Origin of the sequence: Mesorhizobium sp. WSM3859 (assembly GCF_002295065.1) — a bacterium.
Classification (GTDB): Bacteria; Pseudomonadota; Alphaproteobacteria; order Rhizobiales; family Rhizobiaceae; genus Mesorhizobium.
This window is the reverse complement of sequence record NZ_NSGG01000016.1, coordinates 43,535-57,269: the sequence shown is the minus strand read 5'-3', so window position 1 is coordinate 57,269 and position 13,735 is coordinate 43,535. Positions and strand designations below refer to the sequence as shown.

The 13,735-nt window shown below is 58.5% G+C and carries 12 protein-coding genes; 5 read left to right on the top strand and 7 right to left on the bottom strand.

Annotated features, from left to right (window positions below; all coding sequences use genetic code 11):
• Positions 1-66: 66 nt before the first annotated feature.
• The 7 genes from ubiM to CK230_RS26805 all read right to left on the bottom strand — a co-directional run bounded on the left by ubiM (position 67) and on the right by CK230_RS26805 (position 9,171).
• A complete protein-coding gene (ubiM, locus tag CK230_RS26835; protein WP_095795961.1) occupies positions 67-1,248 on the bottom strand; it encodes a 5-demethoxyubiquinol-8 5-hydroxylase UbiM in 1,182 nt (393 codons plus the stop codon).
• Between the two features lie 419 nt (positions 1,249-1,667).
• Positions 1,668-2,642 carry a hypothetical protein gene (locus CK230_RS26830; protein WP_095795962.1) on the bottom strand — a complete coding sequence of 325 codons (975 nt, stop codon included), beginning with the start codon at positions 2,640-2,642 and terminating at the stop codon, positions 1,668-1,670.
• 773 nt (positions 2,643-3,415) lie between these two features.
• Positions 3,416-4,831 carry a mannose-1-phosphate guanylyltransferase/mannose-6-phosphate isomerase gene (locus CK230_RS26825; RefSeq protein WP_095795963.1) on the bottom strand — a complete coding sequence of 472 codons (1,416 nt, stop codon included), beginning with the start codon at positions 4,829-4,831 and terminating at the stop codon, positions 3,416-3,418.
• On the bottom strand, positions 4,831-6,261 hold the full coding sequence (locus CK230_RS26820) for a phosphomannomutase (RefSeq protein ID WP_095795964.1): 1,431 nt from the start codon (positions 6,259-6,261) through the stop codon (positions 4,831-4,833). Before CK230_RS26820 ends, CK230_RS26825 begins: the two co-directional genes overlap by 1 nt.
• A gap of 690 nt (positions 6,262-6,951) precedes the next feature.
• Positions 6,952-7,353, bottom strand: coding sequence for a DUF6527 family protein (locus CK230_RS26815; RefSeq protein WP_245425734.1), 402 nt, complete (start codon positions 7,351-7,353; stop codon positions 6,952-6,954).
• The gene (locus CK230_RS26810; protein ID WP_095795965.1) at positions 7,353-8,540 is read right to left on the bottom strand and encodes a ThiF family adenylyltransferase; all 1,188 of its coding nucleotides are present in this window, start codon (positions 8,538-8,540) and stop codon (positions 7,353-7,355) included. Before CK230_RS26810 ends, CK230_RS26815 begins: the two co-directional genes overlap by 1 nt.
• Positions 8,515-9,171 carry a multiubiquitin domain-containing protein gene (locus tag CK230_RS26805; protein WP_245330166.1) on the bottom strand — a complete coding sequence of 219 codons (657 nt, stop codon included), beginning with the start codon at positions 9,169-9,171 and terminating at the stop codon, positions 8,515-8,517. The genes CK230_RS26810 and CK230_RS26805 overlap by 26 nt, the downstream gene beginning before the upstream one ends.
• A 148-nt stretch (positions 9,172-9,319) precedes the next feature.
• Between CK230_RS26805 and CK230_RS26800 the strand changes: the two genes are divergently transcribed.
• The 5 genes from CK230_RS26800 to CK230_RS26780 all read left to right on the top strand — a co-directional run bounded on the left by CK230_RS26800 (position 9,320) and on the right by CK230_RS26780 (position 13,715).
• A complete protein-coding gene (locus CK230_RS26800; RefSeq protein WP_010913797.1) occupies positions 9,320-9,526 on the top strand; it encodes a ribbon-helix-helix protein, CopG family in 207 nt (68 codons plus the stop codon).
• Positions 9,523-10,170, top strand: a complete 648-nt coding sequence (locus tag CK230_RS26795; RefSeq protein ID WP_095776616.1) for a hypothetical protein — start codon at positions 9,523-9,525, stop codon at positions 10,168-10,170. Before CK230_RS26800 ends, CK230_RS26795 begins: the two co-directional genes overlap by 4 nt.
• 15 nt (positions 10,171-10,185) lie before the next feature.
• Positions 10,186-10,713: a helix-turn-helix transcriptional regulator gene (locus CK230_RS26790; RefSeq protein WP_095776617.1), complete on the top strand. Its 528-nt coding sequence runs from the start codon at positions 10,186-10,188 to the stop codon at positions 10,711-10,713.
• A complete protein-coding gene (locus CK230_RS26785) occupies positions 10,710-11,666 on the top strand; it encodes an ImmA/IrrE family metallo-endopeptidase (protein WP_095795967.1) in 957 nt (318 codons plus the stop codon). The genes CK230_RS26790 and CK230_RS26785 overlap by 4 nt, the downstream gene beginning before the upstream one ends.
• A gap of 1,356 nt (positions 11,667-13,022) precedes the next feature.
• Positions 13,023-13,715, top strand: a complete 693-nt coding sequence (locus CK230_RS26780; protein WP_095795968.1) for an OmpW family protein — start codon at positions 13,023-13,025, stop codon at positions 13,713-13,715.
• Positions 13,716-13,735: the final 20 nt, after the last annotated feature.

The window sequence follows — 13,735 nt, the reverse complement described above, 5'->3', positions numbered from 1 at the left end:
CTCACATCGAACCACACTCGCCAGCCTGCTAGGCCGGCGCGCGGACAATGCCACTGTGACTGGGGTTCACCGCCTCAGCATGGCCGCAATGCCATGACGGACAAAGGGAAGATGTTGTCCGAGGCGCAGCCCCACATGCCTTGCAAGCCGTGCCGCCGGATGCTCGCTTGAGTAGAGTCCGACAAGAATATTCGTAGCATGGTAGAGCGGCGCCGCCGACAGGCGCAGTCGGCTTTCATATCTGTGGAGCATGTCGGGATCGGCAATGTCTCGACGGTCGCGCCATGCTGTCTGAATACCACGGGCGAGCTGCTTCTGGCCGCCGAGGCCGATGTTGAAGCCATGCGCGGTTACCGGGTGCATGCCGATGGCAGCGTCGCCGATCAATGCGGCGCTCGGCGCCCGGAACCTGTGCGCCCAGGTCGTGACCAACGGATAGATATGGCGTTGGCTTGCCAGGCTCATCTTGCCGAGGCGCCCTCGACAGCGCTTCGTCAACTCCATCAGGAACAACTCGTCATCAAGGGCAAGCAGTCCTTCGGCCTCGTTTGAGGGCAAAGTCAAAAGCAGCGACCACACGCCTTTCGCGAGGGGCAACATCGCTATCGTCTGATGATGATCGAACCATTCAATCGCGATCTGATGGTGGGGGCGCTCGTGCCTCACCCGGCAAATCAGCATTGAGTTGCCAAGCCGATTGATATCGGCGCCGATGCCGAGGAGATTGCGGGTGGCGGACAAACGCGAATCGGCGGCAACGAGAAGCCGAGCGGTCAGCTGCCTGCCATTGGAGAGCGTTATAACTGCTCCCTGGCGGCTGTTTGTTGCACGCACGACCGAGTGGCCGCACAGCAGGCGGACATGGCCCTGCAAGCGGACGATCTTGAAAAGGGCATCGCGGATCCGGCAATTCGGGACCAGAACGCCCAGTGGTTCCGCGGATCCGCCGGGGGAATCGAAACACAGCGCAAAAGGGCTCGATCCGTTGAGGACGCGTGCGCCCTGAAGCGGTGACTTGTCCGAAGCGCGGATAACATCCCAGGCGCCGAGCTCGCGAAGGATGCCAATCGAGGCGTGGGTGAGCGCGATCTCACGACCGTCGAAAGCCGGACTTGCCAGTCTTTCCAGGGACTGCCCTTCGACAACCGCCAGTTTGAGCTCGCTGTGGGCAAGCGATGCGGCGAAGGAAAGTCCGACCGGCCCGGCGCCAACGACAATGATGTCGAAGCTGTCGTCACAGCCGGCCATCAACGGGCAGCCAGCGCGTCGGCTCTCTTCGTGAGACGCTGCTGGCGTCGAGCCGCACGTCGTGCGTCGAGCGCGCTACGATCCATGGCCCGCCGCGTCGCCTCAAGCGCGTTTCTCACGTCGGTTCCTGGCTGGTGAAGCGTCATTTGCCTGCCGTATGGTCCGGATTTTCAAGATGATGGGAGCGACGACCAGGCTGCCGGTCAGCACATGCGTTTTTCCCCTGAAGAACTGGCCAATCAAACCACGCCGATAGGGACATGGCCTTGATCTGGGTCAGTCGAGGCCCAACCGGCGTCGGATGACCTCGATCCAGTCATGTGCCAGCTGACCCCATGACGACGCCATGGCACCAGCTAGCCCAAGGGGAGAACCAGGCGTGTGATCTGGGGAAGGCTGTTTTCAGGACTTTTGCGAGATCAGCGAATAACAGGCTCGCCATGGAAGCGCCGGCGCGAGGGCGGCGACACGCCGAAGCCGACTTCCATCATCAGCCGTGGCGTGCGCGAAGGCACGGTGCCCATATGGAAGCCAAACGGATCCTCGACAAAGCCGAGGCCGGCTTCGCCGGTCAGCGTGACGGGGCTGTCATCGCCATAGACGTTGAGAACCTCATGCGCCGGATGGCCGACGAGCAGCGTAAGTTGATGCTTGAGGATGCGCCGCTTGTGGCTGCCCCGGACATAGACATGCGGGCCGGTGCCCTCGTCGACCGGCGCCAGATAGAAGAAGAATTTCAGCATCCGCCAGTCATCGAGATCGAAATGATACTTCCCCAGCGAGGCACGGTTCTTGTCGGCGTCGGAAGCCTGGCCGGTGGGAAAGCTCCACCACACGCGTGTGGTGATCAGTTTCGCCTGAGCGCCCAGATAATGCGCGGCGATGTCGAGCAGCAGCGGCTCGTTCTGGATGGCGACCGCTGCCTTGCAGTCGAGGATGCGCTCGAAATAGTGGCCGCTGAGCAAGGAGCGGCCGAAACGCTTCTCGGCCTCGGCATGGTCCTCAGGCATGAATTCGAGACGGCGATCGAAATTGCCGAAACAAGGCGTGCACCGGGCGAAGGCGGCGATCTCCTCATGGATGAAAGTCGGAAGGACGAGCCCGCAAAACAGCCCGTCCGACCGCAGCGCCTCGACAACGTCCTGGCGATTGACGCCGGCAAACATCGTGTCGTGGGCCTTTTGCGACACGCGAACCGGCTTTGCCCCACGCCAGTGCATCCTGCGGGCCGGCATGGTGCGGGCCAGCACGAACATCGGCAGCCATGCCGGGTTCTCGCGAATGTCCGACAGATAGGTGGGAATGCGCACGGCGATGCGGCGCAGCACGCCGCCGTTTCGGGCGATAGCCTCGAGACTGGCGGCGCCGGATTTGTCAGGGCTCGAAAGGGTCATGAAGGTCCTCAGCTATGAATGCGATATCGACGAAGCATCGGTTCTCGCTGCCTCGCCGCTGGGATCCAAGCCCGATTCCCGCAGCGGGAGGACGTTTAGCCGCGGGTCGGATTTTGTGCAATGCACAATAGCCCTTGCGCGTGGCAAATGCTGTTCGGATCAATGTCCGAAGTTCGTCCTCACTTGTATTGAGCAGACCGGCCGAGCCCTTCGATCGAGAACAGCCGTATTTTGAGATCGGGACCCTAACGACCCCCTGAATGGCAACTCTGTTTCTGGGGAAGCTGGGGTGGCGCCCGCCGAGTGCACCAACTCGCCATTGATGATCGCGGTAGCATCGCTTTGAACGCCAATCTGTGCGGTGACGTTTTTTGTCCTCGCCGTAAACTTGGGAACCCAAAACCGCCGATCCGGTGATTTCGCAGATATACTCGCATCGACCGGCTGCGCCCACGACCGGCTCCAATGCAGTGTCTGGTCGATTGGACGCTCAGCTATCTTCGCGAGGCACACGCATGAAGGGCATAGAGGCGCGATGCGACGAAGGAACTGAGTTCCGAATTGTCCTTATTGAAGGGGGACGTGCGACGGCTTATGTAATGGACCGAAAAGCTCTTTTGACCAGCATTTCGGCCAAATGGGAGCATCTTCACCGTTGATGCCAGGTAATGAACGCAATCTTATCGCTTCAACTCGGCACGTCATTAGCTTAACGAGAAAAGGGAAACCTCAACGAAGTTCCCTTCTGATCACGACCTGTAGACGTTGGACTGTCAGATTCGACCGTATACGTCCTCAAACCGCACAATGTCATCTTCGCCTAGATATTCGCCGCTTTGGACCTCAATCATAACCAAGCCGATATTGCCGGGGTTCTCGAGCCGGTGTTTGTGGCCGCACGGGATATAGGTGGATTGATTGGTGGTCAGGAGTAGCTCCTGGTCGCCGTTGACTATTTTCGCAGTGCCGCTGACCACGACCCAGTGCTCGGAGCGGTGATGGTGCATCTGCAGGCTCAAGCGCCCGCCCGGGTTAACCTCGATGCGCTTGATCTTGAAGCGCTCGCTTTCCTCCAGAACCGTGTAGGTGCCCCAGGGCCGGCGCACGGTACCGTGAAGCAAGTGCGCTTCATGTCCCGCAGCCTTGAGCCCCTCGAACAGTTTCTTGACGTCCTGGACGCGATCGCGGGATGCAACGAGCAGCGCATCGGGGGAATCGACAATCACCAGGTCGCTGACGCCAACCGTCCCTATGACTCGTTTGTCCGAGCTTATGTAGGTGTCGACGGTGTCCACTACATGGACATCGCCGCGGATCCTGTTGCCGCTCTCGTCGGGAGGGATCAGTTCGGCCATTGCGTTCCAGGAACCGATGTCGTTCCACCCCATCTCGCAAGGAACGACGGCGAGATTGTGCGCCTTTTCCATCACCGCCCGGTCGAGCGAGATGCGCGGAGCCACGGCGAGATGCTTGGCCGAGAGCTCGATGCTGGCGAAGCGCTCGCCGTCAATGATTGCGGCGTTCTCGTAGCTGCCGAGAACGGCATCGAACACCTCCTTGCAATGCAGGGCCATCTCATCGAGCATGACTTGCGCTTTGAAGCAGAAGATGCCGGCGTTCCAGAAGAAACGTTTGGAGGCGACATAGGATTTGGCGGTCTCGATGTCCGGCTTCTCGACGAAACGGACGACTTTTTCGCCATCGGCCTCGATGTAGCCGAATGCCGTGTCCGGCCTGTCTGGATTAATGCCCAAGGTTGCAATGCGCCCCTGCCCCGCATGCTCGATCGCCCGACTGATGGCGCTTCCAAAGGCCGCCAGGTCGCCGATCATCTGGTCCGCGGGAAAGATGCACAGGATTGCATCCGGCCCCTGTGTCGCCGTGGCGTGGATGGTCGCCGCGGCGACAGCGGCGGCCGTGTCCCGGCCCTCCGGCTCGAGCAGGAAGGTGCGCGGGAGCACGACGGAATCCAGCTCGTCAAAATGGTCTTTGGTGAGGAAGAGATAGTCCTTGGAGGTCACGGTGACGAGCTCGGCCGCCCCCACAATCGAAGCCGCGCGCAAGACGCTGTGCTGAATGAGCGAATGCCCGTCCGCCATCTTGAGGAAAGGCTTGGGGTGCGATTGCCTGGAGGCGGGCCATAACCGCGAGCCGGCTCCGCCGCTGATGATGACAGGAACCACTTTCATCAAATGCCCTCTACCGTCTGCGACGCGAATGCCTGAGCTCTTTTCAGCACCGACGCGACGATCGCCGTGGCTCTGCTCTCGCTCGAAGCTTCCGAATAGCAGCGCAGTTCCGGTGCATTGCCGGAGGGCCGCAGGTGTATGATCTCGCCTGTGCGCATGCGCACCCTGAAGCCGTCGGTTTTGTCGACTTCGGCTACGGTCCCGAACGGGGCGAGAAATTGCTGCAGCGCGTCGAGGTTTGCGAGGCGATCCATCAATCTGCTTGAACTTTCGGCGGAGAAATCCTGCAGCCGGTCGCTCGCGCATACCGGAAGCTTCCAGAGCTCGCGCAGTTGCGACAGCTTCTTCTTTGTCGATGCCATGGTACCGAGAACAGCCAGGATTGGGAGAAGCGAGTCCCGCGTCGGCAGTGCGGTCAAAGTCTTCCCGTTCGCCGTGTAATCCGACCCCAGGAGAACGCCACCATTGGCCTCAAAGCCGACAACGATGCTGCCAGCACGATGTGACGCCTCCATGGCTTCGATGACAAATGGTGACCCGACCTTTGTCCTCAGGACGTCGAAGCCGAAAGCTTTCGAAATGCCCGAATTGGAGGTCACAGGCGTCACGACGGTATCCGCCTTCAGGAAGAGAGCCGTGGCGAGCCCAACCAGATCGCCGCGAAACAGATCGCCATTTTCATCGGCAATGAGTGGCCGATCAGCGTCCGCATCCGTCGACACGATGGCATCGAGATTGAATTCGCGGACCCATTCTTTCAATTTTGCAATCGTGGCTGCATCCACGGCTTCGGTATCGACAGGCACGAAAGTTTCGGTTTTCCCGACGGCGACCACGCCGGCGCCGAGTGATTGAAGAACTTCCACCAAAAGTATTGCTGCTACCGAACTGTGCCGGTAGACTCCAAGTCTCAGGCCGGAAAGGGAGCCCGGCTCCAGCATGTCATTGGCGCGCTCTCGATAAGAGGCCATCGCCTCTTCATGGCGGATAGGCCACGTCGTTCCCAGAGGAGCGGGTGGCAAGCAATATGCATTTGATCTTTCGGCGACAAAGCGCGTAATCGCGGCCTCATCCGCCTTGCTGATCTCACCATTCGGGCCGTAGAATTTGATGCCGTTGCGATCGGCTGGAATGTGCGACCCGGTGACCATAAGAGCCGCCGCGCCGTGTCTGCGTGCATATAGTGCCAGGGCAGGCGTCGGTATGGCGCCGCAATCGATCGGCTGGAAACCATTTGCGGCCAACGCCGCCATGCAATTGCTGACTATCGCTTGACTGCTTTCACGCAGGTCGCGGCCTACGAAGACCGAACTATTCGGCTGAACCTGGCTCGAACTCAAACGCCAGGCGAAAGCTTCGGTATAAAGCCCGCTGGCCTTACCGAGTAATTCTGAATCCAAACCTCGAACGCCGCTTGACCCGAATTTCATGACTTCGCTTTGCTGGGGGGACAGGTAAGCGGGATAATATTGCAGTGGGCTAGTGCTTCTATTGAAAGCGCCATCGTTCTCAGCCACCTGCTATTCAGATGTGCGCTCTCTTCAACACGGTAACGGCCGATCAAATTTGCAGAACGACCCAAACAGGAGCTCAGAACGGAAGTTAGGGCCTCCACTGGCAGTCAGGGGCATCCATAGCTCTCCTTCTATTGGAATCTCTTGGCGCGCTCATCTAATGATCAAGGCAGTGGAATGATCGATCGGTGCCCGCCGGTACTTTGCTATGCAGCATCATGACGTATCGGTAAACTTGGTTGTTTGGATGGGATGCATCCATGGCATGGATAGGGAAGCCTTCTTGATCAGCGCAGTAGAACCCTGCGATTTTAGCTAATGGATTAAGGTCGGCTCGATGTGGAGCTTCAACAGGTTGTGACTTGAGGCTGCCATGCGGTCGATGAATTGTATCGGTGAGGCCAGGCTGGAAACTCGGCTGCGTGGAAAGCTGCGTTCAACAACGGCGCGGGCCATCTCCTCTCGACGCCGCGGCGTCACCCTCAAACCTGCCGAACAGCCGCTTGTTGCAGGCGCAATAGTTGCGCTCGCGGGGAGGCCGGCTTTCCGAAGGCGTCGCCAACCTGATCTGTGGCTGCAAACGCTATGCCGTCGGCCGCACGCTGATTAGCCGATCAACTTGATCCACAGTCGCTTGAACCATGCGAGGATGGCCCTGAGCCCCTTTGGCTGGGCGCCGCGTTTGAGAAGGCGGTCATAGGCGCGGCCGGCTTCGATCTGCTGGCGAGCCATCTTGCCGGCCCAATGGATTCGGCCACGTTTGATGATGTAGTGCGAGCCACAAGGGAAGTCGTGGTTGCCGATCGACGGCCAGATCGAGGCGCCCTCGTCCTCCATGACAAGGTCATATTCGGTTGGAACGAGCGGTGTCGAAACCTCCTCGCCACAGCCACAGGCGCAATTGTGGAGGGCAACGTGGCATTGGCGCGACACGTAAAGAACCCCGTCTTCCAGCTGTTCGGGAATATCTTCGACAAAGACCGTTGTAAGACAATCCACCCGAGCCATCATGCCCCCCGGTTCGTGATGTTGTTGCCCTCGATCATGTATGTCGCGTTCCTTTCTTTGCGCTCATCACGATAGAAGGTCAGCCAGCGCTTCCAGCGCATGATCGCCATGATCGCGTTCAACGAATTGAGCTCGGCGGTTTGGATCTCGGTTCCGTACACATTGGCCTCTTCATCGTCGTCACCGAACGACAGATGGGTCGCCACCTCCGCCCACGGCGTGCCGGGGGCAATGAAAGTCGCCCGTGCGCAACCGTCTAGCGTGTTGTCGTCGAGCCCAAGACCAATGCCAGTGTCGACGAATGGGATGCCCAGGCGAACCAGCCCTTCGGCAATCACGCGCCGCGACGATCCCTTGTCAACACAGACGAAGACGAAGTCATAACCTGCAAATTCGTCAATGTTGTCAGCCTTGACCCTGGTGGCGTGCGGCTTCACGCCCTTGTGCATGCGCGCGTAAAGCGTTGCGTAATAATCTACCTTGCGAGGAAAATTCTTCGCCAGCGCCAGTTCGGGAGCACCAGGCGAGCGGAAAAGATTGTGGTTGAGAAGTTGGTCGTCATCGTAGATGTGGATTTCGGCAACGCGGGTCTTGGCGGCGAGATCGAGCAGATAGGCACCTGTGCCGCCGAGGCCGATGATCGCGATGCGGCCTCTGAGCTTGCGATTGGCGACGACGATTCCGTAGCGGGCTGACGCAGAATCGGGGATTGCGAACGGGCTATCGTCCTCCGCACTGGCTAACGTGACGCCTGTGCGCGCGTTCGCGGTCTTGTCGTGCGACCGCGCAGCGGCGCCGAGGTGAGATTCGTAGGTGACAACCTTGTCGTAAATGTTGGCATACTGGCCAGTACCTTCTGGCTTCGATGAGAAATAGTGGTGGACCTTGATGTCGGATCCGACAGTCGCCTCGTTGCTGTTGTGGATGATATTGGTCATCGGCGTGCCATCGCGATGGCAGGGCGTCTCTCCGGTGAACCACATGGTGTGGTCTGTCTGTGGAGTCGAGGTCAGGCCTTGGGTATCCAGCGAGAGCGTGCAGACAAGCGTGCCGCGGCCAAGCGACATGTCGCGCTTCACGTAGGGGACGCTGTGAACGAGAAGGACGAGCTCGCGCATCTCGAGCTCAAACCCCTCGTCCCGCAGCCGCTTCAGATGCGGATCACGACTTATCAGATCGGCGGACATTGAAGACCATCCCGTTCTTGACTTCGATTTTCTCGCCCTCCACCAGATCACCTTCCGCGCCATGGACACCTTTGAGGTACGTGATCGTGTACTTGAACTTCTCAAAGTTGGCGTCGGGGTAGGCCAGCAGTGCAATCTCGCGATAGCTGTGCTTTCTCCTTGGTACCGTGCGCGATCGACCGTTGACCTTGATAACCACCGTTTTCGCCTCGTGGCTGCGGATGCGCTCGACGCCCTGTCCGCCAAGAGTCACCGCGCCGTCAGCGGGAATGACCGTATCGCCGGCGCTGTCCAGAATCAGCTCGAGATCCTCATCGATGCTGGCGTAGCGGTAGATGTCAGCCGCGGAGATTGTCGCCGATCCCCACTCCCAGCCACGCTCGTTGACGGTGAAAGAAAAGGTCCTGTCGCCTTCGAATGAAAGGAACTCAGAGTGGGGCATCTCCCGCAGGTCGATCGCTTCCTCAAGGCCGATCGAACGCGATGTCCTGTCCGCTATCTGGATGAGAATATAGTCGCTGGCCGGGTCAAGCCCACCGAGGGCGCGGACGTCGCGACCAGAAATAATGGCGTCATTGGTAGCCACCACACGACCGTCCAGCTTGTATGTAAAGTTCGTCACGTCAGGCATCGAAGCCTCCTTGTCTCTCATTCTGCACAAAACATATATGCAATTTTTAGCCAATGTATAGCTAGCGAGTAGCTATTTTATCATCATTTTTTGGTTGACAATTATGGACTTTATAGCTACATAAACAATGCCGGTTAGGGAGGCGCCTATGAAGCGCACGATGACGCTTAACTTGTCGGACGCGGAAATGAGCGTCCTTGAAACCATGTGTGAAGAAAAAGGGCTGTCCAAAACCGCGCTCGTTCGCCAGGCGCTGCGGCTCTACAAATCAGTTGACGATCGACTGGCGCGTGGCGAAAAGGTATTTGTCGAAAGCGCGGATAAGTCAGAAAAAGTAGAGCTGATGGTTCTATGAAAGAGCTGATCGATCGCGTCTTTCTCTTAAATCGCGCAACAGGCCGGTTCGAAGATGCAGATCTGTATCATGGCCTGGACAGCACGAATCTCGCGCATATCGAGGGACGCTGGCGGCCGCTTTTTGAGTTGCGTCGCAGGGAAGCCAAGGCCTCTCTTCAGACTTTAGCGGAGGTCAATGCCGAAGATGCCCATTGGGAATGGGGCAAGAAGGCGCTGGTTGCGCTGGACGATCCATTCCTGTTCGATTTCTTCGTGCTCGAATGTGGTGGCAGCACACAGGCCATCATGATGACGCGCAAAGGGGGCCAAGACTGCTTCAGTCGCCACCCCGAGCATCAGCGAGTGCCGCTGATCTACGTGGAGTTTCTGGCGACGGCTCCATGGAATCGACCAAAGCTGGTTGCTGAGCCGATTTACAAGGGTGCGGGGCGTGTGCTCGTTGGCACGGCCGTCAGCTTGAGCCTGGAAGAAGAGTTTGGTGGCCGTATCGGTCTGCATTCACTTCCTGGCGCAGAAGTTTTCTACCGAGATGCGATCGGAATGACGGATCTTGGAGCGGATAGCGAAGGAGTGCATAAAGGTCTGAGATACTTCGAGCTTTCCAGCAGGGATGCTGCGACTTTCCTATCCGTGCAACACTAGCAAGAGGAGTCGACCATGAAATTACATTTCACTGCCGATTGGCTGCGCAGCCATATCGAACATGATCCAGATGTCGATTGCGACGCGGGACTCCCGCTGCGCGATGCAGCTCCGCTTGGACGTCTTATGCAGGAGAAGTCTCGTCATCAAGCAACTGCGGGGCAGCCTTCGGCTGCCTCCGAACAGAAATCTGTTGTGCTTTTTAAGTTGGTGCATCAGCTTCGACGCAAGGACGGATTGAGCATTGCGCAGTTGGCTGCCAAAATTCGTGTTGATGCGGCGGAATTGGAGAAGGTGGAGAAGGATCCCTGCTATGTTCCAGGCCCGCGTACCGTTCATCAGCTAGCCGAGTTCATTGGGGTTTCAGCACGTGCTGTAGAACAGCTGACCGCGGCATCGTCTGCGCAGAACGACAATCTCACCGAAGCGGCGCATCGTTTTGCCGCGAGTTCGGACGACCTATCGAAGCTAAGCCAGGCTGAAAGGCGCGACCTCAACGATTTCGTCAAGGTACTGGCGTCAATCGATAAGAAGAATGGATGACCATGTCCGCGATTGAGCCGATAATCGGGGACTTTGAGCGCCGAGATATCCATGAGCACATATCACGTCTGCTCCGTGATCTCGGCAATCCAGAGCCCCCATTAGGGCTCGAGCAGGTGCGCGCGCTGCAAAAGCTTGACCTTACCTATTATAGCAAAGCGAACCTGAGCTTACTGGATGAGATCGCCCACCGGGCGCGACTCGCTGGCAACGAGATCACCAGCACGGCCAAGCGCATGGTCGATGTGGTCCAGCAGTATGGCCTTCGTGGTATCCTGATGCTGAAGGAAGGCGACAAGCGAATCTTCATCGATGATGACGTAGCCGAGCTGAAGCGACGCTTCCTCATCGCACATGAGATTACACATGACCTTCTTCCTTGGCATCGCTCCCTGCTTCTGGGCGACAATGAGTCCACGCTGAACCCGACATTCCATCAGGCAATGGAGGCGGAAGCCAATTACGGGGGGCGCCATCTCTTGTTCCTCGGAGGAAGATTTCGTCCCGAAGCGCTGGACTGCTCGTTTGAATGGAAGAGCATCGAGCAGCTTCGCAAGCGCTACGGGAACACCCTTACGACAACGCTTTGGCAAATGGTTTGCGAACGCAATCCGGAATTTCCTGCCTTCGGCGTTGTCAGCCGGCATCCCTATCACAGAGATATCTGCGAGAAGGCGGGGAACGACAATGTGGCCTATTTCCCGAGATCGAAAGCGCTAGCTGAGCACTTTCCGGGTATCACGACCGAAGTCGCCTATTCCGCGATCTGCGATCACGCAACGAACCGCAAGCGGGGTCCGGTAGGCGAAGGCGAAAGCATCTTTTATGATGCGAACGGCGAACCTCACATATTCTGGTTGCACAGCTTCTCAAATACTTATGATTTGCTCACTTACTGCATCTACAAGAAGAAGCACCAACGCATTTCCCCCGTCGGCTACAGGGTAGCCTGATTACAGGTTACCAACAGACGGTTATTTCAAGTGCCCGATGACAGCACAAAGGCGGCCGCTTGCGGCCCGCGGCTGCCGGACAGCAATGCCCCGCATTCCAGCCGCTCAGTCGATCGTCGCGCTCTTTTGAAGCGGACGAACTGTCGAGAGGTATTCTCCGTCTCGGCGAGGCGGTTCTGCGACGTTCCGCCAGTCCGCCAGCTTCTCCTCGGATGGGTGACTTCGCGCGTGGCAATGCGCTGCTTCGGAAAATTGCGCCGATGTAGCTGCAGCGCACGAGCCTGGTTTCACGATGCACAGACCTCCACAAGACGCAGCGAAGGTCTTGGCGCAAAGTCTACGCTCTCGCCGGCGAGGATGCCGCCGGCTGAAGAACCTAGGCGTTCAAATCCCGCCTTCCGTTGGCTCGGTGATCGCCTTTGGCTTCTTGCTCGCCCCGCTCGGCTGGCGCGCCCTGTGGGACTGAGGTGCTTCAAAGCTCTGACAGGCCGGTGGCGATGTCGGTAGCAGATATTTTGCTTGTCGGAAGGCCTGAACGCGCTGCAGCTAGGGCCCATCAGCGGCCAAACGGTCGAGTCGATCAGGACAAACCGCGAGGACCTACCCTGCCGTGCCTTTGAAAACGGCGGATCCTGGCAAATGTCCGTAAAACATCGCTGCCTTCGATGCAAAGCGGGTTTTCCTCGCTTGGGGAGAAGCGCCTCGCCGCCGGAGCAGACCAGCTGCGCGATGCGGTCCGATCTGGCAGATCGGCTTAAAAAAACGAGCGGCCGATGCGAAATATCTGGGTCTGTCCGTCCCACCGATGCGTCTTTCGACTCCGGACATGGGTGCCGCCAGCTCTTGTCCGCGATCGCTTCTTCTGTGCCACGGCGGTCTCGTCAGCGACGCTGCAATCGAAACAGCGCATCTACACCAAGGTGGGACAGGTTCTCCGCCCGAAGTGCAGAGCCGTCATGCGGCGAATTGCCAGTCAGGGTAGGTACGCGGGCAAGCCACCCCCCGTTGTGTCCACGGTCCCGGTCTGCGACGGCATCGTGAACATAGGCTGACGCCGTGTGAAATCTCCGAGGGTTTGAAACGTACAGCCCGTTCCCGTCCCAGAACCGGGGCGACTCGGGATTGCATTTGCCTACCCGACGGTGGCTGCGTCTGCACTCGTTGTCGGATCTTCGACGAAGTCGGACATGAGACACAGCGCTTTCAGAGCGATCGCATTGTTTCGCAATGATTTTCTCATTTGGCACGACATATGCGTGGGCTATGCCGCATGAGCGCTCCGTCAATCTCGATTGATGCGAGCAGGATTCAATCAAGGCGCAGTGCGTCGCTTCTGAAGATCAAGGAGAGAAGAGTATGGCGAGAGCGCGAATTGGCGTGGCGCGGGCAGTAACAGCGGCTGTCGTCCTCATCGTTGCGGGACCGGCCGGCGCGGCAGATATTCATCAAGCCGCGAGCGTTCCGAAGGTAGGAGCCCCGGTCGCGGAAGCGCCAAGCCCCTGGCAGATCCGCATGCGCGCGTTGGGGGTGATCACCGAGGATTCGGGCTACGTCAACGCGGTAGCCGGCTCCGGTCTTTCCTATTCGAACAGCGTGACGCCGGAACTCGATATATCGTATTTCTTTACCGACAACATCGCCGCCGAACTCATACTCGGCACCACCTATGCCAACATCGATGGCCAAGGTTCGATCGGCGGGCTGGGCGAGATCGGCAAGGTTTGGCTGCTGCCGCCAACGCTCACATTGCAGTATCATTTTACCGATTTCGGCCCCTTCAAGCCCTATGTCGGCGCCGGCGTGAACTATACGATCTTCTATCATCAGCAAGCCGGCAGCGCCGATGATCTCAAGGTCAAGAACACATTCGGCGCCGCGCTGCAGGTCGGATTCGACTACATGGTGGACCAGCACTGGGGCGTCAACTTCGACGTGAAGAAGCTTTTCCTTAAGCCCGACTTCGACGTCACTGTCGCCGGCGCTAAGCTCACAGGCAAGGCCAGGCTCGATCCATGGCTGGTAGGCGCAGGTCTCACCTACCGCTTCTAAGGGCGAGCACCCTGAAGAGG